Source organism: Sulfitobacter aquimarinus (assembly GCF_040149565.1).
GTDB lineage: Bacteria > Pseudomonadota > Alphaproteobacteria > Rhodobacterales > Rhodobacteraceae > Sulfitobacter > Sulfitobacter aquimarinus.
The window spans coordinates 142,578-162,468 of sequence record NZ_JBEFLO010000007.1; the positions used below are offsets into that span (position 1 = coordinate 142,578).

Sequence of the window (19,891 nt, forward strand, 5' to 3'; positions counted from 1 at the left end):
CAAATCAGTTGTTTTCTGGAGTTTGTGTTATGATCCGTGTGTTGAGTGTTCTTGCCTGTATGTCCCTTGCTGCCCCCGCCATCGCGGCGACGGCCAAGGCAAAGGACTGCGGCTATCAATCCGATGTGGTTGCCGCTGTGCAAGCGGCGCGCGTGGCGCGGGTGAAAGAGGCGAATGTGCCCGACCATGTGGCAGGAACGGCGCCCGAATGGCCCGAGAAATACAACAACATCCTGCCGTTGGTGACGCCCTGGGTCTACGGGATGAAAATGGCCGAGGTGAAAACCGCTGACCTAAAGGCGGCGTGGGCTGAAATGTGCAACGCGCAGTGATGCGCCTCTCGTAATAATCCACCTGCTTACGGGGGCGGGTGGCTGGACTCTGGCCACGTGCTCCCCATATTAGGTCTATGAGCCTGCCCCCTGGATTTCTTGATGAGCTTCGAACCCGCTCCAGCCTGTCACAGGTTGTGGGCCGCAAGGTCATGTGGGATGCGCGCAAGTCCAATCAGGGCAAGGGTGATATGTGGGCACCGTGCCCCTTTCATCAGGAAAAATCAGCCAGCTTTCATGTCGATGACCGCAAAGGGTTTTATTACTGCTTTGGCTGCCACGCCAAGGGGGATGCGATCTCGTTCATTCGTGAGACAGAGAATGTAGGCTTCATGGAAGCGGTCGAGATTTTGGCGGGCGAGGCGGGGATGCCCATGCCCGAACGCGACCCGCGTGCGGCGGAGAAGGCAGACAAGCGCAAAGACCTTGCCGATGTGATGGAACTGGCCGTCAAATGGTTCCGCCTGCAATTGCGCACCGGTGCGGCTACGGCTGCGCGGGAGTATCTGGATCGGCGCGGGTTGGATCAATCTGTGTGTGACCGTTGGGAGATAGGCTTTGCCCCCGACAGCTGGCAGGGCCTGTGGGATGCGCTGAAGGGCAAGGACATCGAGGACGAGATGATCCTTGGCGCAGGGCTGGCCAAACCGTCGAGCAAAGGCGGCAAGCCCTATGACACCTTCCGTGGCCGCATCATGTATCCCATCCGCGATGCGCGGGGGCGGTGCATTGCTTTCGGCGGCCGTGCGATGGACCCCGAGGATAAGGCGAAATACCTCAACTCACCCGAGACGGAGCTTTTTGACAAGGGGCGCAGCCTTTATAACGTCAAAGACGCCCGCGTGGCGGCGGGCAAGGGGCAGCCCTTGTTGGTGGCTGAAGGCTATATGGATGTGATCGCGCTGAGCGAGGCGGGGTTTGGCGCCTCTGTCGCCCCCCTTGGCACTGCGATAACTGAAAACCAGCTGGCGATGCTGTGGCGCATCAGCGACGAGCCGATTATTACGCTGGACGGCGATGCAGCGGGCCAGCGTGCCGCCCTGCGTTTGATTGATCTGGCGTTACCGTTGCTGGAGGCGGGGCGCAGCTTGCGCTTTGCCATGATGCCGGAGGGGCAGGACCCCGACGACCTGCTCAAATCCGCAGGGGCGGGGGCTGTGCAGACTTTGCTGGATGCAGCCGTGCCGATGGTGCAATTGCTCTGGAACCGTGAGGTTGAGGGCAAGAACTTTGACAGCCCCGAGCGTAAAGCGGCGCTTGATAAAGCCCTGCGCGAGAAGATCATGCTGATCAAAGACCCCAGCATCCGCAGCCATTACGGCCAGGCGATCAAGGATATGCGCTGGGATCTGTTCCGCTCTAAATCCAGCGGCCCCGCACGGGTGGACCGCGATTGGGGCAAAAGCAGGGGCAAGGGCGGGGGCAAGCCGTGGAATAGCCGCGCGCCCGAGGGGCCATCGGCGGGGGCGAAATCCTCGGTCTTGGCCACGGCATCGGATGCGGCGGCGACGGACCACCTGCGCGAGGCGGTGATCCTTGCGGCCTGCATTACCTGCCCCGAGGTGGTCGAGCCGTTCGAGAGCGGGTTGGAAAGAATGGCCTGTTTGAACGGCGATCACGCGCGCCTGCGCGATCTGGTGCTGCGCCATGCCTCCGAGGGCGGGCCAACCCTACGGGGGCGTATTGACGACGAACTTGGCCCCTACGCCCTTGAAACCCTGATGGCGCAACGCCATGTGGCCATCACGCCTTGCATCCGCAAACCCGGCAACGCCGAGATGACGACCATGACCGTGGCCGAAGAACTGGCCAAGCTGGCCGCCATGCGGGGCCTCAAGGACGAGGTGCAGGATGCTGCAGATGACCTGAGCGGCGAGGCCGACGAGGGGCTGACGTGGCGCTTGGCCGAGGCGGCAAAAGCCGCTGATTTGGCCCAACGCTCTGGTCAGGAGGACAGGGCGGAATATGTAATAGCCGACAACGGCGCACGGCTGGACCGTGAAGAGGTTGCGAAAAGCCGCAATTTCTTTGACCAGATCGACTTTTCCAAAGGCGGAAAGAAGGGCCCCTGACTGCGGGGCGGGTCATGTAACGAGGACGTTGTGGCGCGGGGGTAACCAAATCGTCGCAATTAGTACAAAAACAAGGGATGCGGGTTTAAGAATCACCTTAAACCCCGCATGATTCGGAAAACGAATCACTTGCGGGTGATTCGCTTAGGGACATAGGGGAGCTTTTCATGGCTGCTAAAGACACCAACGAAGATACCAAGCGCGACGAAGCAGACAGCGGCCATTCGCTTGATATGTCTCAGGCTGCCGTCAAAAAGATGATCGGCGAGGCCCGCGAGAAGGGCTATATCACCTACGACCAGCTCAACACCGTTCTGCCACCCGATCAGGTCAGCTCGGAGCAGATCGAGGATGTGATGAGCATGTTGTCCGAGATGGGCATCAATATCATCGAGGACGAAGAGGCCGAGGACGAGGACAAAGGCGGCACTGATGTAGCCACCACCGACGGCCCCAAAGAGATTGTTCTAGGCTCGGGCACCTCCGAGAAACTGGACCGCACCGATGATCCGGTGCGCATGTACCTGCGCGAAATGGGCAGCGTCGAGCTGTTGAGCCGCGAAGGCGAGATCGCGATTGCGAAGCGCATCGAAGCGGGCCGCAATACGATGATCGCAGGGCTGTGCGAAAGCCCGCTGACCTTTCAGGCGATCACCATCTGGCGTGACGAACTGTTGTCCGAAGACATTCTGCTGCGCGATGTGATCGACCTTGAGGCGACATTCGGCAACACGATGGGCGAGGAAGAGGAAACCACGCCCGTTGTTCCCGCTGGTGGCGCCCCCGCAGCCGATACAAAGACAGAAGGCCAGCCCGAACTGGACGCTGACGGCAACCCCATCACCACCGACGATGATGATGAGGACGAGGACGAACAGGCCAACATGTCGCTGGCCGCGATGGAAGCCGCGCTGAAGCCACAAGTTCTCGAGGCGCTGGACATCATCGCCGACGATTACGTCAAGCTGAGCCAGATGCAGGACAACCGTATTTCGGCAACCTTGAACGAGGATGGCTCGTTCAATGCGAAAAACGAGGCATCCTACCAGAAACTGCGGTCCGAGATTGTGCTGCTGGTCAACGACCTGCATCTGCACAACAACCGTATCGAGGCGCTGATTGACCAGCTCTATGGCATCAACCGCCGCATCATGCAGATCGACAGCGCGATGGTGAAGCTGGCGGATCAGGCGCGTATCAACCGCAAGGAATTTGTGGATGCCTATCGCGGCCGCGAGCTGGACCCGAACTGGATGGAGCAGATGGCCGAAAAGCCCGGTCGTGGCTGGCAGATGTTCATTGAGCGCTCCTCTGACAAAGTGACCGAGTTGCGCACAGACATGGCGCAAGTGGGCCAATATGTGGGTCTCGACATCTCTGAATTCCGCCGCATCGTGCAGCAGGTCCAGAAGGGCGAAAAAGAAGCCCGTCAGGCGAAGAAGGAAATGGTCGAGGCCAACCTGCGTCTGGTTATCTCGATTGCGAAGAAATACACGAACCGTGGTTTGCAATTCCTTGATCTTATTCAGGAAGGCAACATCGGCCTGATGAAGGCCGTGGACAAGTTCGAATACCGTCGCGGGTACAAATTCTCGACCTATGCGACGTGGTGGATCCGTCAGGCGATCACGCGCAGCATTGCCGATCAGGCGCGCACGATCCGTATTCCTGTGCACATGATCGAGACGATCAACAAACTGGTGCGCACAGGCCGCCAGATGCTGCATGAGATTGGGCGCGAGCCCACGCCGGAAGAACTGGCCGAAAAGCTGCAAATGCCGCTGGAAAAAGTCCGCAAGGTGATGAAAATCGCCAAGGAGCCGATCAGCCTCGAGACGCCCATCGGCGACGAGGAAGACAGCCAGCTGGGCGATTTCATCGAGGACAAGAATGCCGTGCTGCCGCTCGACAGCGCCATTCAGGAAAACCTGAAGGAAACCACAACCCGCGTATTGGCCAGCCTCACCCCGCGTGAAGAGCGTGTCTTGCGGATGCGCTTCGGGATCGGGATGAACACGGACCACACCCTTGAGGAAGTGGGCCAGCAGTTCAGCGTGACCCGCGAACGTATTCGCCAGATCGAGGCGAAGGCGCTGCGCAAGCTCAAGCATCCAAGCCGCTCGCGCAAGCTGCGCAGCTTTCTGGACCAGTAAGCGCACAATCCGACATTCGGCAATCAGGCGGTCCTTCGGGGCCGCCTTTTTTGTGGGGGGGCTTTGGGCGCTTTCTCGCAGGTTACAGCCATGTCACGGCGCTTTGATTTGTAAGTGAGGGCATCGCGCCTACCTATAAGCCAGATAATCAGGAGAAATCATATGCGTCCTCTCATTCTTGCCGCCGCTATTGCCACCGCCCTGCCTGCCATCGCCTCTGCGCAGACATACCGCGCCTCGAACGATTTGACGGTCGTGCCGCTCACACGCTCGACCTTCGAGGTGATCGAATCCCGCGGCGAAGGTCCAAGAGGGATGTGGTGCGCCGCTGCTGAGTATTCGGAGCGTAAGTTGGGCAAGTTTGGCCGCGTCTATATCGCCAAGGCGCGTGGGGCATCGCAGACACGTGACGGGCGCAAGGCGGTGACCTTTACCACCAATGCGGCGTCGTTGTCGCAAGGGCCCTCGACCTCCGTCTCGCTAAGCACACGACAGGTGGGCGTAGGGCTAAACACAGCCCATGCCATTCAGTTCTGCCGCGACTATGACCGCGATGTCCTGCGCCCCCTACGCTGAGGGGGCGTGACACACTTTATATAGTCGTAAATTTCTGGACTACCCAAAACCTATGGGCTGATCTATACCTGTGGATAAGTGGGGCGGTGATCCCACAATTGAGGCAGATCAGGAATAAGGGGACAGGCGTATGCGCTGCCCGTTTTGCGGAAATATAGATACCCAAGTCAAAGACAGCCGTCCGGCGGAGGATCACGTATCTATCCGCCGCCGCCGCTTTTGCCCCGCGTGTGGCGGGCGTTTCACCACTTATGAGCGCGTGCAATTGCGCGATCTGGTTGTGATTAAGACCACGGGCAAACGCGAAGATTTCGACCGTGACAAGCTTGAGCGTTCGGTGCGCATCTCCATGCAGAAGCGTCCAATCGAGCCCGAGCGGATTGACCAGATGATCAGCGGCATTGTGCGCAGGCTGGAAAGCATGGGCGAGACGGACATCGGATCGAAACAGATCGGCGAGATCGTGATGGAGGCGCTGGCCCGCATCGACACTGTCGCCTATGTGCGGTTTGCAAGTGTTTACAAGAACTTCCAAGCGGCCGATGATTTCGACAAATTCGTAGCGGAGTTGCGGCCCGACATGCCGACCGACACTTGAGCGATATTCGACATATGATGCTCGCGCTGTCCTTGGGGCGGCGCGGGTGGGGGAACACATGGCCCAACCCTGCGGTGGGCTGTGTGGTGGTGCGCGACGGTGTGATTGTAGGGCGCGGCTGGACCGCGCCATCCGGGCGCCCGCACGCAGAGCCTCGGGCATTGGCGCAAGCGGGCGATGCTGCACGCGGCGCGACCGTATACGTCACCCTTGAACCCTGCGCGCACCAAGGCCAGACACCGCCCTGTGCGCAAGCATTGATTGACGCAGGCGTGGCGCGGGTTGTTGTGGCGACACAAGACAGTGATGACCGTGTCTCTGGGCGCGGCATTGCGATGTTGCGTGCGGCGGGGATCACCGTTGATACCGGTATTTGCGAAGATCAGGCGCGTGACGATCATCTCGGCTTTTTCATGCGGATCGCAGAAGGCCGCCCGATGGTCACGCTGAAACTGGCCAATTCATTTGACGGGCGCATCGCCGCCGCCACCGGCGAAAGCCAGTGGATCACCCAAAGCCCCGCTCGTGCGGTTGTGCACGGTATGCGTGCCCGCCATGACGCGGTGATGGTGGGGGGGGGCACGGCCCGCGCAGATGACCCCACGCTGACCGTGCGCGGCATGGGGGATGTGCCGCAGCCCGCCCGCGTTGTCGTCTCTCGGCGGTTGGATATTCCGATGACGGGCAAGCTGGCGCAGACGGCGGGCGATGTGCCGCTGATCTTGTGCCACGGCGCAGGCGCACCTGACGCGCTGGTTGCCGCATGGCGGGGGATCGGTGCGCAGCTTTATCCGTGCAAGGTGCAAAACGGCCAGTTGGATATGGCCGATGTGCTGCAGCAGTTGGGCAGCCATGGCTTCACGCGGGTCTTCTCTGAGGGCGGATCCTCCATTGCGGCCAGTTTGCTACAGGCCGATCTGGTTGATCATCTGGTCGGGTTTTCCGCAGGTGTGGTGATTGGTGCCGAAGGGCTGCCGGGGATCGGCGCGATGGGTGTGACACGACTGGCGTCCGCGCCGCGCTTTGATCTGGTAGAGAGCCGCGCTGTGGGACCAGACGTCATGCACCGCTGGCTGCGCCGCTAGGCGCTATTTGCGCCACAGATGCGCCTTGCTGGCGAATAACCCCTGAAGCTTTGACAAAATGCGGTTGGCCTTTGCGGGCTTGGGCACGTCGTTCTGGGCAAGGCGTTCCACCGCAACCTCGACAGGGCAGGGCAGCCCTGTTTTTGGATCGATGTAGCGCGGGTAGTCGATCAGCGTGGCATGAACCAACCCCTCCAGCGTGGGCGTGGCACGGCGGCGGGGCGGCACGTCCGAGCGGTCGGTGGTCAGGCCCCAGCCCGCATAGAACGGCGCACCATAGGTCGTGACAGGCACGCCGCGCAGCAGCGCCTCGAACCCCATCAGCGAAGTCATGGTATGCACCGCGTCCACCTGCGCCAGCAGCGCGGCGGGGTCGGTTTTGGCGAGGATGTGGTCTGCGATTTCGGGATTGGTCAGCGCACCCTCGCGAAGGCCAGCCTCCACATCGGGGTGGGGTTTGAACAGGATCGTCGCGTCGGGATGCGCGGCGCGTACCGCGTCCAGCAGCGCCTGATTGCTGGCCACATCGCTTGTCCCGCGCAGGATCGAGGCATCATCCCCCACTTGCCCCACCACCAGAATGCGGGGGCCGTCGGGCAGAGCCTCGGGTGCGCTGCCCGTGTTGTACTTGCTCAGCCCCGCAGTGGTCAGCGCCTTGATCAGACGGTCGGCGCGCATCTGCTGGTCGGGGCGCAGCGTGGCGCGCGCCTCGATCCATTTTTCCAACCGCGAGGGGCGGGCAGGGTCGTAATATATCCCCAGATCGTCATTCACCAAAGACAGCGGCGGCGTCAGTTCCGCGCCCAGCCCGCGTGAGCGTAGAAAGCCGTCCTCGGTGCGGGTGATGTGCAATTCAGGTGCGGCTTTGGAGGCCCATATCATCTGCGGCCTGTCAGATATGTCGAGCGGCGCATCGGTGAAGGTGAGCGGCGTGTGGCTGCCATAGAATTTCTGGAGATGGGGGCGTTTCCAAAGGCTCATCCCCGCTGCGGCCCAGCCGTGGCGGTCCTCGCGCCATGCGCGGGCCTGCGCTTCCAGCGTGTCGATCACGGTTTCAAGGCTGCATAGCGCATCGCGGAAGGGGTCGTACCAGCGCGGATACAGGATCATCGCAGCGGCGAACAGTTGTGCGCGGGTCAGGCTGCGCTGGCGGCGTTGTATTTCGAACTGGTCTTGGGTCAGGCCCCAACCGGCATAGAAGGGCTGGCCAAAGACGCGGGGTTTGTGCCCTGCAAAGATCGCCTCGAACCCCAGCCCCGAGGACACGGTGTAGACGGCGATGGCCCCTTCGAACAGCGTGTAGGGGCTGATGGGATCGGTCAGGAATTCGATGCGGTCATTGAGGTCGCTGTCGCGGAAATACCCCTCGCGGTGGCCTGCGACGGTCTCGGGGTGGGTCTTGATGAGGATGCGCGCACTTGGGTGTTCTTCCTGCGCGTAATAGAGCATCTCAAGGAAACGCGCGCGGTCGGCACCCGATGCAGTGACCGAGGCGTCGCCCTTTGTTTGATCAATAACAACCACATAGCCCGGATCGGGGGCAGGGGTGTCCAGCGGGATGGCCGCGTATTTGCTCAGGTGTGCTTCGGCCAGACGGGCGATGCAGGCGCGGGCGCGGTTCAACAGGGCAGTGTCATCCAGCGGGTGTGTGGCCAGCAGCACCTCAAGGTCGGAAGGTTTTGAAGGATCGAAATGCACGGCGCGGTGGTCGATCACAAGGCCCAAGGGGGGGCCTCCGTCACGACCCGGGAACAGCGAGCGCAGCATCGCGTCTTCAACCCGTACAACAGGCGCATCGCGGCGCTGTGCCACTTCTTCGCCGCGGTGCGCAGTGGGGGAGTTGCCCCAGACCGCGACTGCATCTCCCTCTGCCGATGGCAGTCCCACGTGGATAGAATAGCCCGACAGTTGCAGGATGCGGCGGATGCGCCCTTGGGTCAGGAAACCGCCGTTATAGACAAAAAGCCGCCGGTCCTTTTCAGAACCGGCGGCATTTTCAGTGTATATTTCAGGACCAAGGCCCACGGCCCTAGCCGCCGGTCAGCGAGGTGATGGTGGCCGCGCCGCTTGCCGTGCCAGTGATCGCGCTCAGAATTTTGGTCCACTGGGTGAACGGCGCTTCGGTCACATAGAGCGTGTCGCTGTCGCGGATCACAAAGTCGCGGGCCATGAACATGCCGTTCGGCTCTGTCAGGTTAAGCACGTAAACCAGACGCTGTGCGCCTTCCAGATCGTTGCGGCCCAAGACCTGCTCGGCCACGGCCTCAGGCTCGTTACGCAGCACAAAGACGCCCGTGGGGTCGGCAGAGGCAGCCAGCAGGCCGCCCACTTGTGCAATCGCTTCAATCGCACTCAGGTTTTGCGTCTCGAAGGGGACACGTGCCTGCGATCCTGTCGCGCCAAGTGCGGTGAACGAGCGTGTGTCCTGTTCCACCAGAATTTTGTCACCACCGCGCAGGGCAATGTCGAGTTCGGGGTGCTTGTACAGGTCTTCGAACCAGATTTTGCCGCGCATTTTGCCGCGGATCACAGTGATCTGGGCAATCTCGGGCTCAATCGTGATGCCGCCCGAACGGGCCAGCATAGTCGCGAGCGAACGGGTGGGGCGCTCAATCGGGTAGACGCCTTGGCCACCCACGGCCCCAACCAGCGAGACAGTCGCGCCATCGCCTGCGGCGCGGCGGACTTCGACCTGTGGATCAGGGGTTTGATCGGCCAGTTTGTTGGTGATGATGCGGCGGATTGCTTCGGGCGAGTTGCCTGCCGCCTTGATCCGTCCCGCATATGGAATAAAGATAAAGCCTGCGCCGTCGACTTGCACTTCTTCAAGCGTGGCTGGCGCGCCTTCGGTGCCCAGCAGGCTGTCGTCTACGTTTTCATAGACGGTGATGCCCAGAACATCGCCCGCACGGATCGTGTCCGAGCCAAGCGTGCCTGCGTTTTTGAACGCATTGGAAAAGCCTAAAGCAGGGACCACAGCGGTGGCGCGGGTCACGCGGTCGTTCACGGCAACAATAAAGGCGTCGCCTTCGCGCTGGACTGAACCTGCAAAGATCTGGCGTTTGTTCGGGCCTACCTGCGGCAATCCGCAAGACGCCAGAACAGCACATGCCGCAATCGCGGCGATGGGACGCGCCCATCGTTTGTTTAGGGTTTTCACTGCCCGGTCTCCTCGACCTATTTTCTGCCTCTGATCGCCGATTAATTCGACGTATTCGCGACCACGGTACTCTGGTCGGCTGGGAAAATCTACTCGGGCGGGGTGTTTATATGGGGGGAAGGCGTAAATGTGTGGCTTTGCTGCCGCGATCGGGGGCGGTATTTCGCCCCGACCACAAGGGGTTGTGGCGCCTAAGTGACGACCCGCAACTGCTGGCGTGGGGCGGCGGTGCCTGATTCAAGTGCGGCATAGGGGTCTTCGCCCATCAGCATCATATCGACGACTTGCCGCATCAACTGGCGACGGCCGCGTGCTGAATAAAACCCGCCCGGCAGCTGGCTTGTCTCCAACAGATAGCGGCGGAAATCTTTGTAGGCTTTGTTGTCGGGGCGGGCTGGCGTGGCAAAGAATTCGGGCAGTGGCTGGTCGCTGACGAATTCGGGCTTGGCATAAACCGCGCGGCCAAACACCTTGAGCGGGATGCCCCGCCACAAGACCTGTTGGCCTGCGGTCGAGTTTACGGTGACGGCCGTGCGCGCATCATTTAGCAATTGTGCCAGCTTGCCGCCGCGCACAAAATGCACGCGGTTGGAGACGCCGTATTGTTTGGCCAGCCGTTTGATTTCCCGCCGCACGGGTACGCGGCCATCCTCCAGCGGGTGCGCTTTGACGACCAGATGATGGTGGCGCGGCGCGCCTTTGGCAAAGCCGTCGATCACCAGTTCCAGAAAGTCGGACATGGTGTTGAAAGGCGAGTGTTGCTGGAAGGAACTGTCATGCTCGAGCTGCAGCAGCGCGAGATGATAGGGAAATCCGCCCAGCCGGATGCGCAGCGTCGCCAGCATCCGTTCCACCGCTTGCACGGGCATCAGAAACAGGCGTTTCAGGTAAAGCGCGAATTCAGCCGTCACAGGCAGGTCGCGGTGCGGGCGGAAGTTGCGATAGTCGCCGTTCCTGAACATCACAAACCAATGATAAAGCGCACCGTAGAATACGTGTTGGCGCATGTCGCCCCAATGGCCGGGGGGCAGGGGCGCCTCCATATCCGATTTGGCCAGTGCGCTTTGCATCTGGGGGATCGTCATCTCCATCAGGCGCGAATTGCCGTTGGTGCCGCCGCGCTCGTAAGTGACCCAATAGGGGCGCATATAGCCTTCCTCGAAGACGTGGATGGTCAGGCCGCGGGCGCGTGCCTCGGCCACGGCGCTGGCGTGAATGGGCCGCGTGTCGCCATACAGGACAATGTCGGTGACGCGTTTGTCGTCCAGCAGGCCAGCAAAGGTTTGGGGCCAGTCCTCTGCCGTGCCGCGAAAGGGGATATAGCTGCGCGGATGGAACCAGAAGGCGCGGTCGCCCGCGTTAAAGCCCACACGCCAGACGTCTGCCCCCGCCGCCCGCAGCATTTTGCCCAGACGGTTAAAGAAGGGCCCATGCGGCCCTTGAAGAAACAGAAATACCCGATTGTCGGGTGGTGTGGTGGTCATGGTGGGCTTTCTTTGGTTGCGCACAGTTCTATTTAGCCTCAAAACTCTGACCAAATTATGGCTTTGCGTTTGTGCGGCCAGTATACTGCAAAGGATACGCGATGTTCACGGGGATTATCACCGATATCGGCACCATAGCCGCGCTGGAACAAGAAGGCGACCTGCGCGCGCGCATCACCTGCGGCTATGACACCGCAGGCATTGATATGGGCGCGTCTATCGCCAGCGATGGTGTGTGCCTGACGGTCGTGGACCTTGGTCCCGACTGGTACGAGGTGCAGGTGAGCCAAGAGACGGTGGATATGACCAACCTTGGCGCATGGCGCGTGGGCCGCCGCGTGAACCTTGAGCGGGCCTTGAAGGTCGGGGACGAGCTGGGCGGGCATATCGTGTCGGGCCATGTGGACGGCGTGGCCGAAGTCATCGCCATGAAAGACGAAGGCGACAGCACCCGCGTCACCCTGCGCGCGCCCGAGGCGCTGGCCAAGTTTGTCGCGCCCAAAGGCTCGGTCGCGCTGAACGGTACGTCGTTGACGGTAAACGAGGTCGCGGGCTGCGATTTTGGCATCAACTTCATCCCGCATACCAAGGTGGCCACCACGTGGGGCGATGTCGCGGTAGGCGATATGGTCAACCTCGAGATTGACACGCTGGCCCGCTATGTTGCCCGTCTTGCCGATATGTCAGGGTAAGGGCAGGACGTTACGCGTCACGCACCAAAGGGCACGACAGGCCCGCACCGCAATTCCGACAAGGAGCCACCTCACATGAGCTTTGAAACACCCGGTCCCGTCGAGGCAAAGCTGGCGAATGCCATCTCGCCCATCGAAGAGGTGATCGCCGCCTGCAAACGCGGCGAGATGTATATCCTTGTCGATCATGAGGACCGCGAGAACGAAGGCGATTTTATCATCGCAGCCGAGAATGCGGATGATACGGCGATCAACTTTATGGCGACCCACGGGCGCGGGCTGATCTGCCTGCCGATGACGCAGGAGCGCGTTGATACGCTGGAACTGCCGATGATGGCGACGAATAATTCGTCGCGTCATGAAACCGCCTTTACCGTCAGCATCGAGGCCCGCGAGGGCGTCACCACCGGCATTTCCGCCGCTGACCGCGCCCTGACCGTGGCTGTGGCCATCGATGAGGCAAACGGTGCCGCCGAAATCGCCACCCCGGGGCATGTCTTTCCGCTGCGGGCGCGGGATGGCGGTGTGTTGGTGCGGGCAGGCCATACCGAAGCCTCGGTCGATATCAGCCGCCTTGCGGGCAAAGCCCCCGCAGCCGTGATCTGCGAGATCATGAATGCCGACGGCACCATGGCGCGTCTGCCCGAACTGGTGGACATCGCGGCCGAGCATGGCATGAAGATCGGCACCATCAGCGACCTCATCGCCTACCGCAACAAACACGACAACATGCTGGTGCAGCGCGACGACCGCGAGGTCCCCTCGGCCTATGGTGGCACGTGGCGTATGCGCGTGTTTCAGGATCAGATCAGCGGCACGGACCATGTTCTCCTGAGCAAGGGCGATGTGAGCGATGGCGCGCCTGTATTGATGCGCACCCACGCGCTGGAGCCGTTACAGGACGTGCTGGGCCTTGGCCCTGGCGCGCCCGACGAGTTGCCCCGTGCCATGAAACTGATCGCGGAGGAGGGGCGCGGTGCGGTTCTTTTGCTGCGCGAACCTGCGGCCCGTCTACGACTGAATGGTGACGCGGACGACGAAGCGCCCCGTACGATCAAGCGCACAGGGCTGGGCGCGCAGATCCTGTCGTCCATTGGCGTGCACGAGCTGATTTTGCTCACCGATAATCCGCAAACGAAATATACAGGACTGGAGGCCTATGATCTGAAGATCGTCGGCACCCGTCCGATCACTGAGGAGTAGAGCGCATGGCCGCATCCGAAAACCACACCGTTCTGCCCGCGCCGGAGTTTGACCGCCCCGTGAAGGTACTGATCGTCGTGTCGCCCTATTACAGCGATATTGCCAACGGGTTGCTGACGGGCGCAAAAGCAGCACTTGAGGACGCAGGCGCGACTTATGACGTGGTCGAGATGCCCGGCGCGCTGGAAATCCCCACCGCGATTGGCATCAGTGACCGCCGCAGCAACTTTGACGGCTATGTCGCCCTTGGCTGCGTGATACGCGGCGAGACAACCCATTACGAGACCGTGTGCAACGACAGCAGCCGTGCGTTGCAACTGCTGGGCCTGCAAGGGCTGTGCATCGGCAACGGCATCCTCACGGTTGAAAACAAGGGGCAGGCGGACGTGCGCGCCGACCCTGACGGGCAGAACAAAGGTGGCGGCGCGGCGCTCGCGGCCTTGCATCTGATCGCACTGGCCCGTAAGTGGTCCTCCAACCCAACAGGTATCGGGTTCAAGCCGCAAGGCGAAGACACCCTGATGGCCGGCGACACGGACGGAAACACAACCGCATGACTGCTCCACGCTCCGATAATATGACTGGCAACATGAAACGCAAAATGCGTTCAGCGGCGCGGCTGTATGCCGTGCAGGCGTTGTTCCAGATGGAGCATTCGAACCTGACCATCGACAAGGTGCGGCTCGAGTTTCTGGACTATCGCTTTGGCGATGTGATTGACGGCGACGAGATGCTGGACGGCGACGAGGGCCATTTCACCCGCGTTCTGGAGGATGCGGTGAACTATCAGGCCGCGATTGACCAGTTGACCGACCGTGCATTGGTGGCGAAATGGCCCATCGGGCGCATCGACCCGACCCTGCGCGGCCTGTTCCGCGCCGCGGGCGCAGAGCTGCGCGACCAAAGCACGCCGCCCAAAGTTGTGATTTCCGAATACCTTGATCTGGCCGCCGCTTTTTTCCCTGACGGGAAAGAGGCGCGTTTTGTGAACGCCGTGCTGGACCACATGGCCCGTGAGGCCCGCCCCGAGGCGTTCTAGCCTCAACCTTCCGAATTCTCATCGCTGACGGCTCTGTGCCGCGACCAAATCACGGTACGTGGCGCGCGCTGCGTTTTGGGGCTATCCTTAGGTGCGTTAATCTTTTGGTAATGAATTCTGTGCAGTTCTGCACAGCCGTGAAGTTAGAGATTGCCGAATAGACGCAAGAAATCGGTGGAAATCGCCAGATTTTTGGATTTGATACTCGTATAAGGGGAGGCGCGGAGCCGCGCACCATATACTTTTTCGGCACGATATGACGATTTATGATATTAGAAATGTCATTTTCAGTGTGAACTTGCAAATTCGCCCACTCCTTCCAAAGATTTTGCATGGTAGAGGGTAACGCAACTATTTCTCCGATGCATTTCTGCAACGACAACTGTGCGGCGGAGGAATGGCAATTTTAGCGCGACCAGTATTTGGCTGATGTGCGTATTTGCAAGTTTTCGCGTTAACTTATTGAAATATAAAGGTTGCCGTTCTTCGAGATTGGGATTACCGCTTTTGCGGGCAAAGCGGCCTGTTGCTTCCCGTATTGCGAGCAGATTTCCCTTTCTGCGAAAAAAATTATCGCAGAAAGGGAAATTAGTTGCGCTTCCCCATGTGGAAACTACCTTGAGTGGTATCGCAGAAGCCCAGAGTGACTGTGAATTGAGAGGTGCGGTGGTTTGTTTTTTGTACGAGTAATGTTGTTTTTCATGTCGCGTCGGGCAGACGATGACGGTTTTCCCGATGTGGCGAGGCCGTCAAAGCCCCCCCGCGTGCGCCACCGTGCCTCGTCCTCTGCGCCAACCGCAGTGCCGACTGACATTGTGGAGGCTCAGGCCGACCCAGAGCTGGAGCAGATCCATATCTCCAAGAATGGAAAAACAGTGACACGCGATGAGATGATGCAGCTTTTCGGCAGTGCATTGCGCGTCCGCTAGCCCGAACTCTCTATTGGTTCCAACGTATTAAGTGTGGCGGGACCGCCGTTGCCGGGTCGGTTGTATTCCCGAGGACCTGTATGTACAGGTGGGCGCCGGTTAACGTAACCAGGGCTATGACAGAGCCAGCTCCCTCGGATTTGCTTAAGGCCACTGGAATGTAACGTCAGTCGCGCAGGGCAGAACCCGCCACAGCCCTTAGGTAGGGTGGTGGGGCGCTCAGGACAAGGGGGACGCGGCACGCTTTGTGATAAACTTCGCATTTTGACGCGGCGGGCTGTCTGGGGCAGGGGTTGCATTTGTTCACGATATGTTCATATACCGAAGCATGACCCAAACGCTCCCTCTACTGCCTGGCCAATTGCTACAACGTGGCGTATCGCGGCATCTGGCCAGCCACGGCTTTGCCTGTCTGGAGGAGGTTGTGCCCACCCGCGGGCTGCGCGTTGATGTGATGGCGCTTGGTCCTAAGGGTGAGATTTGGGTGGTTGAGTGTAAATCAAGCCGCGTTGATTTCACCTCTGACAGTAAATGGCAGGGGTATCTGGAGTGGGCGGACAGGTTCTTTTTCGCCGTCGACGAAGACTTCCCGACCGAAATACTGCCCGATGATCAGGGGCTTATCATTGCCGACAGCTATCACGCGGAAATCATCCGCATGGCGCCAGAGGCCAAGCTGGCGCCTGCGCGGCGCAAGGTGTTGGTGCAAAAGTTCGCCACCACGGCGGCAAGACGGCTACAGGTATTGCGCGATCCCGATATGCATCCCGACTGGGGATGACGGCGCGGGTTAACGGCGCTTTTTACCGCCCATCTGGCTGGCGGCTTTTGCTGCGGCGACCAGTTCGTCGGCGATTTCGCGGGCTTCATCTGGCGTGAAATCCATCGGGATTTCCACGCCGGCCCCTTCAACAAACAATCGGACCATGCCCAGATCGGTTGGCGCAATTTGCAGGTCTGCTTCGATGTCACGTTCGTCGTTAATGCCCACGACCATATCCTTTGTCTTTTGAGGTGCGTATGGCTACCGCCTAAGGGGTTGAATGGCAAGTGGTTCCAAGGATAGCCTCGCGCGGATGAGCAGCATTCAAATCAAGCCGTTTACCCCCGCTGATCGCGACTGGATCGTTGGCGTGCATATCGAGACCTACCAAAAAGGCGAAGGCTTTGACGATAGCTTTGGCGTGCTGGTCGCCGAGATTGTTGATGATTTTATCGCCACCCATGACCCTTCGGATGCGCAGGGGTGGATCGCGTGGGCTGGCGACACGCGGGTGGGGTCAATATTTTGCGTGCGGCTGGGGCCGCAAACCGCGCAGCTGCGCCTGTTTCAGGTGCTCCCACAAGTGCGTGGCACGGGGTTGGGTCGCAAGTTGTTGGAGACATGCACGCAGTTCGCCCGCGATACTGGCTACCGCCACATGAAACTGTGGACCCACAAAAGCCACACGGCCGCTTGTGCACTGTATGCGCGTAATGGCTGGCGGATATTGGAGGAAACGCAGGTGGTCCACTATGGTCAATCCCTGACCGAGCAGGTAATGGGCCTGCCGCTGGACGCGGATTGAACGGCGGATCGCGTCACGGGCCATGCCCGTTCGTCTGAGCGCGCGTTCTTGGGCGGAAGGCAGCCTTCTGGCTGAAACTCTCATTGGAGTGAAAATTTCCAAGAACGGGCGTTGACCTTGCATCGCTGCAAGATTATGACGCCCTTAGTGCCGGGGTAGCTCAATTGGTTAGAGCGCGTGGTTGTGGTCCACGAGGCAGTTGGTTCGAAACCATCCCCCGGTACCACTCTCAATACATCATAGAGTTTTGTGAGAGCGCGAGGCAGGGTATTTTGCGAAAATGCCCGTTCGCGCCCCCTCTCAAATTGAGCGCATTTCTACCTGCAACAAATTCGTGCAATTTTTATCAGGCGCCGGAGACAGCGATTTTCTGCAAGAAAGCTGCGTTCCTGCTCCCCATCTTTTGCCGAGCTAGGTCACTACTCCACCACGACAGTCTGCCGCAGCGCCCCTGTCATCCGGTCGAACACCAAAATCTCATCCGCATCGGTCACCACGGCATACCAATCCGCCGCTTGCGTAAACGCCACAGCCTTTGCGCCATCCGGCAGCGTTATCTCGCTTGGTAAAACAGGGGTATCACGGCTGAGACGCGTGACAAGCAGGCCGATAACGACTACCACGCCCACAATCATCACCGTTGTCAGCACCGTAACCATGCGACGCAAGAATCGCAGGTTCGAGGGCTCAGAAAGATCATCGTCCATGTCGCACCGCCGTATTTCGTTTCTATTGGGGGAAACCCCGCCTGCGCGTCTTGATAAGGCGCTTGCCCGCGATGTGCCAGAGGAGGCGGCGCTGTCGCGCACAAGGCTGGCCAAATTGATAGATCAGGGCGCGGTCATGGTGGACCAGCAGGTGCAACGCGACCCGCGTGCTGTGGCAGGGGCGGGGGCGCGCATTGATATTGATGTAGAAGAAGCAGCCGAGAGCCACATCCTGCCCGAAGACATCCCGCTGGACGTGATATTTGAAGATGATGACCTGATCGTGATCAACAAACCTGCGGGGATGGTGGTGCATCCGGCACCCGGCTCGCCCTCGGGGACGTTGGTGAATGCGCTGCTGGCGCACTGCGGGGATGATTTGTCGGGTGTGGGCGGGATGAAACGCCCCGGCATTGTGCACCGCATTGATAAAGAGACAAGCGGGTTGTTGGTCGTCGCCAAATCCGACACGGCGCACCACGGGCTTGCCAAACAGTTCGAGGCGCACACGGTCGAACGGTACTACCGCTGTCTGGTCTACGGCGTGCCCGATGCCAACGATCCGCGCCTGCGCGGCGTGAAAGGCGCGAATTTCGAGAGCGGGAATATCCTCAAGCTGACCACGCAGCTGGCGCGGCACAAGACGGACCGCCAGCGTCAGGCCGTGCTGTTTCACGGCGGGCGACATGCGGTGACGCGGGCGCGGACCGTGGCGCGGTTTGGAACGCCGCCCGTGCTGGCGCTGATGGAGTGTTGGCTGGAGACGGGCCGCACGCACCAAATTCGCGTGCATATGGCCCATGCGGGCCACGGGCTGGTGGGTGATCCGACCTATGGCGGCAAACGCAAACTGGCCCGCGCGGCACTGGCCGAGCCACTGGCCGAGGCGGTGAAAGCCTTTGACCGTCAGGCGTTGCACGCCGCTGTTTTGGGCTTTGTGCATCCTGTGACAGGCGACAGCATCCGGTTCGAGGCGCCACTTCCCGCTGATATGGCTGATCTACTTGCGCTGTTGGAACCAACCCGCGCGGCGTGATGTTGGTATGTGGCGGGGGTGTTCACATTTCGTTATGCATTGTGTGCGATGCGTTAACGAAATGGTGGCGCGCGGTCTTGTATCAGGCGCGACAGCCCCCATATGGATGTTAAGCTCTGTTACATAGGGCGTCAGGGAAAGGACCGATCGATGGCCAATTACGCAAATCTACCAGCCCCGACACCGGAAGGTGGCTTGAACCGCTATATGCAGGAAATCCGCAAGTTCCCGCTGTTGGAGCCTGAAGAGGAATACATGCTGGGCAAGGCATGGGTTGAGAAAGAAGACACAGCGGCGGCGCATAAGATGGTGACATCGCACTTACGTCTCGCCGCGAAGATTGCTATGGGCTACCGTGGCTACGGCTTGCCGCAGGCCGAGGTGATTTCGGAGGCGAATGTGGGTCTGATGCAGGCCGTCAAACGCTTTGACCCCGAAAAGGGCTTCCGTCTTGCGACCTATGCCATGTGGTGGATCCGTGCGAGCATTCAGGAATATATCCTGCGCTCGTGGTCATTGGTAAAGCTGGGCACAACGTCCGGTCAGAAGAAGCTGTTCTTCAACCTGCGCAAAGCCAAAAACAAGATTGGCGCGCTGGAAGAGGGCGACTTGCGCCCCGAGAACGTCAAGACGATTGCGACCCAATTGGGCGTGACCGAGGCCGAGGTGGTCTCGATGAACCGTCGGATGTCGGGTGGGGATGCGTCTTTGAACGCGACTGTCGGTTCCGAAGGTGAAGGCACCATGCAGTGGCAGGACTGGTTGGAAGACGAGGACGCGGATCAGGCCAGCGATTACGAGGCCCGTGACGAGCTCGAGACCCGCCGTGAGATGCTTTCGGAGGCGATGGACGTGTTGAATGATCGTGAGAAGGACATTTTGGTCCAGCGGCGTCTGTCAGACGAGACGATTACGTTGGAAGATCTGAGTGGTCAATATGACGTGAGCCGCGAGCGGATCCGCCAGATTGAAGTGCGTGCGTTTGAAAAGCTGCAGGCGCGGATGCGTGAGCTGGCAGCCGAAAAGGGGATGGCTGCGGCGCATTGATCTTTGATGATTGTGAATTCGGGGCGCTCCTTTTGTCGGGGGCGCCTTTTTTCGTTTAGGGTGTTGGGGGCCAGCCCCCTTGGCCCTATGGGCCAATTCCTCCGGAGGATTGAAGGCCAGAAAAATAGGAGCCCTTTTCGGGAAGGCTGTTGTTTTTTGGTGCGGGAACGCGTTGCGTTAGGGCAGGCACGCGGCGGGGGTAAGCCGCCG

At 60.2% G+C, this 19,891-nt stretch carries 20 protein-coding genes and 1 tRNA gene; 16 read left to right on the forward strand and 5 right to left on the reverse strand.

Translation table 11 applies throughout. From position 1 onward, the window contains the following. Positions 1–29: 29 nt before the first annotated feature. The 6 genes from ABMC88_RS13720 (at position 30) to ribD (ending at position 6,816) form a co-directional block, all read left to right on the forward strand. Complete coding sequence (locus ABMC88_RS13720; RefSeq protein ID WP_349577468.1) at positions 30–332, forward strand: hypothetical protein; 303 nt, start codon at positions 30–32, stop codon at positions 330–332. Positions 333–409: 77 nt separating this feature from the next. Further along, entirely contained in the window at positions 410–2,404 is a 1,995-nt protein-coding gene (dnaG, locus tag ABMC88_RS13725; RefSeq protein ID WP_349577469.1) for a DNA primase, read from the forward strand. Positions 2,405–2,571: 167 nt separating this feature from the next. Continuing rightward, complete coding sequence (gene rpoD, locus ABMC88_RS13730) at positions 2,572–4,557, forward strand: RNA polymerase sigma factor RpoD (protein WP_349577470.1); 1,986 nt, start codon at positions 2,572–2,574, stop codon at positions 4,555–4,557. Positions 4,558–4,719: 162 nt separating this feature from the next. Next, entirely contained in the window at positions 4,720–5,133 is a 414-nt protein-coding gene (locus tag ABMC88_RS13735) for a hypothetical protein (protein WP_349577471.1), read from the forward strand. Between the two features lie 130 nt (positions 5,134–5,263). Further along, positions 5,264–5,731: a transcriptional regulator NrdR gene (nrdR, locus tag ABMC88_RS13740; protein ID WP_349577472.1), complete on the forward strand. Its 468-nt coding sequence runs from the start codon at positions 5,264–5,266 to the stop codon at positions 5,729–5,731. A gap of 14 nt (positions 5,732–5,745) precedes the next feature. After that, positions 5,746–6,816, forward strand: coding sequence for a bifunctional diaminohydroxyphosphoribosylaminopyrimidine deaminase/5-amino-6-(5-phosphoribosylamino)uracil reductase RibD (gene ribD / locus ABMC88_RS13745; protein WP_349577520.1), 1,071 nt, complete (start codon positions 5,746–5,748; stop codon positions 6,814–6,816). Positions 6,817–6,819: 3 nt separating this feature from the next. Here the strand turns inward: ribD and ABMC88_RS13750 are convergent, their stop codons facing one another. The 3 genes from ABMC88_RS13750 to ABMC88_RS13760 form a co-directional block, all read right to left on the reverse strand. Continuing rightward, the gene (locus ABMC88_RS13750; RefSeq protein ID WP_349577473.1) at positions 6,820–8,841 is read right to left on the reverse strand and encodes a capsule polysaccharide biogenesis protein; all 2,022 of its coding nucleotides are present in this window, start codon (positions 8,839–8,841) and stop codon (positions 6,820–6,822) included. 4 nt (positions 8,842–8,845) lie between these two features. Further along, a complete protein-coding gene (locus ABMC88_RS13755) occupies positions 8,846–9,976 on the reverse strand; it encodes a polysaccharide biosynthesis/export family protein (RefSeq protein WP_349577474.1) in 1,131 nt (376 codons plus the stop codon). A 191-nt stretch (positions 9,977–10,167) separates the two neighbouring features. Next, positions 10,168–11,460 carry a capsule polysaccharide biogenesis protein gene (locus ABMC88_RS13760; RefSeq protein WP_349577475.1) on the reverse strand — a complete coding sequence of 431 codons (1,293 nt, stop codon included), beginning with the start codon at positions 11,458–11,460 and terminating at the stop codon, positions 10,168–10,170. A gap of 101 nt (positions 11,461–11,561) precedes the next feature. On the opposite strand from ABMC88_RS13760, the gene ABMC88_RS13765 reads away from it, so the two are divergent. The 6 genes from ABMC88_RS13765 (at position 11,562) to ABMC88_RS13790 (ending at position 16,104) form a co-directional block, all read left to right on the forward strand. Continuing rightward, positions 11,562–12,152 (forward strand): riboflavin synthase, encoded by a 591-nt coding sequence (locus tag ABMC88_RS13765; RefSeq protein ID WP_349577476.1) that lies wholly within the window; start codon positions 11,562–11,564, stop codon positions 12,150–12,152. A gap of 75 nt (positions 12,153–12,227) precedes the next feature. After that, complete coding sequence (ribB, locus tag ABMC88_RS13770; RefSeq protein WP_349577477.1) at positions 12,228–13,355, forward strand: 3,4-dihydroxy-2-butanone-4-phosphate synthase; 1,128 nt, start codon at positions 12,228–12,230, stop codon at positions 13,353–13,355. 5 nt (positions 13,356–13,360) lie between these two features. Further along, a complete protein-coding gene (locus tag ABMC88_RS13775; RefSeq protein ID WP_349577478.1) occupies positions 13,361–13,912 on the forward strand; it encodes a 6,7-dimethyl-8-ribityllumazine synthase in 552 nt (183 codons plus the stop codon). Between the two features lie 32 nt (positions 13,913–13,944). Further along, complete coding sequence (nusB, locus tag ABMC88_RS13780) at positions 13,945–14,394, forward strand: transcription antitermination factor NusB (protein WP_439655603.1); 450 nt, start codon at positions 13,945–13,947, stop codon at positions 14,392–14,394. A 701-nt stretch (positions 14,395–15,095) separates the two neighbouring features. After that, entirely contained in the window at positions 15,096–15,323 is a 228-nt protein-coding gene (locus ABMC88_RS13785) for a hypothetical protein (RefSeq protein WP_349577480.1), read from the forward strand. A gap of 328 nt (positions 15,324–15,651) precedes the next feature. Further along, complete coding sequence (locus ABMC88_RS13790) at positions 15,652–16,104, forward strand: MmcB family DNA repair protein (protein WP_349577481.1); 453 nt, start codon at positions 15,652–15,654, stop codon at positions 16,102–16,104. 9 nt (positions 16,105–16,113) lie between these two features. Here the strand turns inward: ABMC88_RS13790 and ABMC88_RS13795 are convergent, their stop codons facing one another. After that, positions 16,114–16,314 (reverse strand): DUF6324 family protein, encoded by a 201-nt coding sequence (locus tag ABMC88_RS13795; RefSeq protein WP_349577482.1) that lies wholly within the window; start codon positions 16,312–16,314, stop codon positions 16,114–16,116. Between the two features lie 85 nt (positions 16,315–16,399). Between ABMC88_RS13795 and ABMC88_RS13800 the strand changes: the two genes are divergently transcribed. Then, the gene (locus tag ABMC88_RS13800; protein WP_349577483.1) at positions 16,400–16,891 is read left to right on the forward strand and encodes a GNAT family N-acetyltransferase; all 492 of its coding nucleotides are present in this window, start codon (positions 16,400–16,402) and stop codon (positions 16,889–16,891) included. A 149-nt stretch (positions 16,892–17,040) separates the two neighbouring features. Continuing rightward, positions 17,041–17,117, forward strand: a tRNA-His gene (locus ABMC88_RS13805). A gap of 193 nt (positions 17,118–17,310) precedes the next feature. Here ABMC88_RS13805 and ABMC88_RS13810 read toward each other — a convergent pair. Beyond that, a complete protein-coding gene (locus tag ABMC88_RS13810; RefSeq protein WP_349577484.1) occupies positions 17,311–17,598 on the reverse strand; it encodes a DUF6476 family protein in 288 nt (95 codons plus the stop codon). On the opposite strand from ABMC88_RS13810, the gene ABMC88_RS13815 reads away from it, so the two are divergent. Both ABMC88_RS13815 and rpoH read left to right on the forward strand, forming a co-directional pair. Further along, complete coding sequence (locus tag ABMC88_RS13815) at positions 17,597–18,634, forward strand: RluA family pseudouridine synthase (RefSeq protein ID WP_349577485.1); 1,038 nt, start codon at positions 17,597–17,599, stop codon at positions 18,632–18,634. The two genes, ABMC88_RS13810 and ABMC88_RS13815, sit on opposite strands and share 2 nt — an antisense overlap. Before the next feature lie 150 nt (positions 18,635–18,784). Continuing rightward, positions 18,785–19,681 (forward strand): RNA polymerase sigma factor RpoH, encoded by an 897-nt coding sequence (rpoH, locus tag ABMC88_RS13820; protein ID WP_349577486.1) that lies wholly within the window; start codon positions 18,785–18,787, stop codon positions 19,679–19,681. Positions 19,682–19,891: the final 210 nt, after the last annotated feature.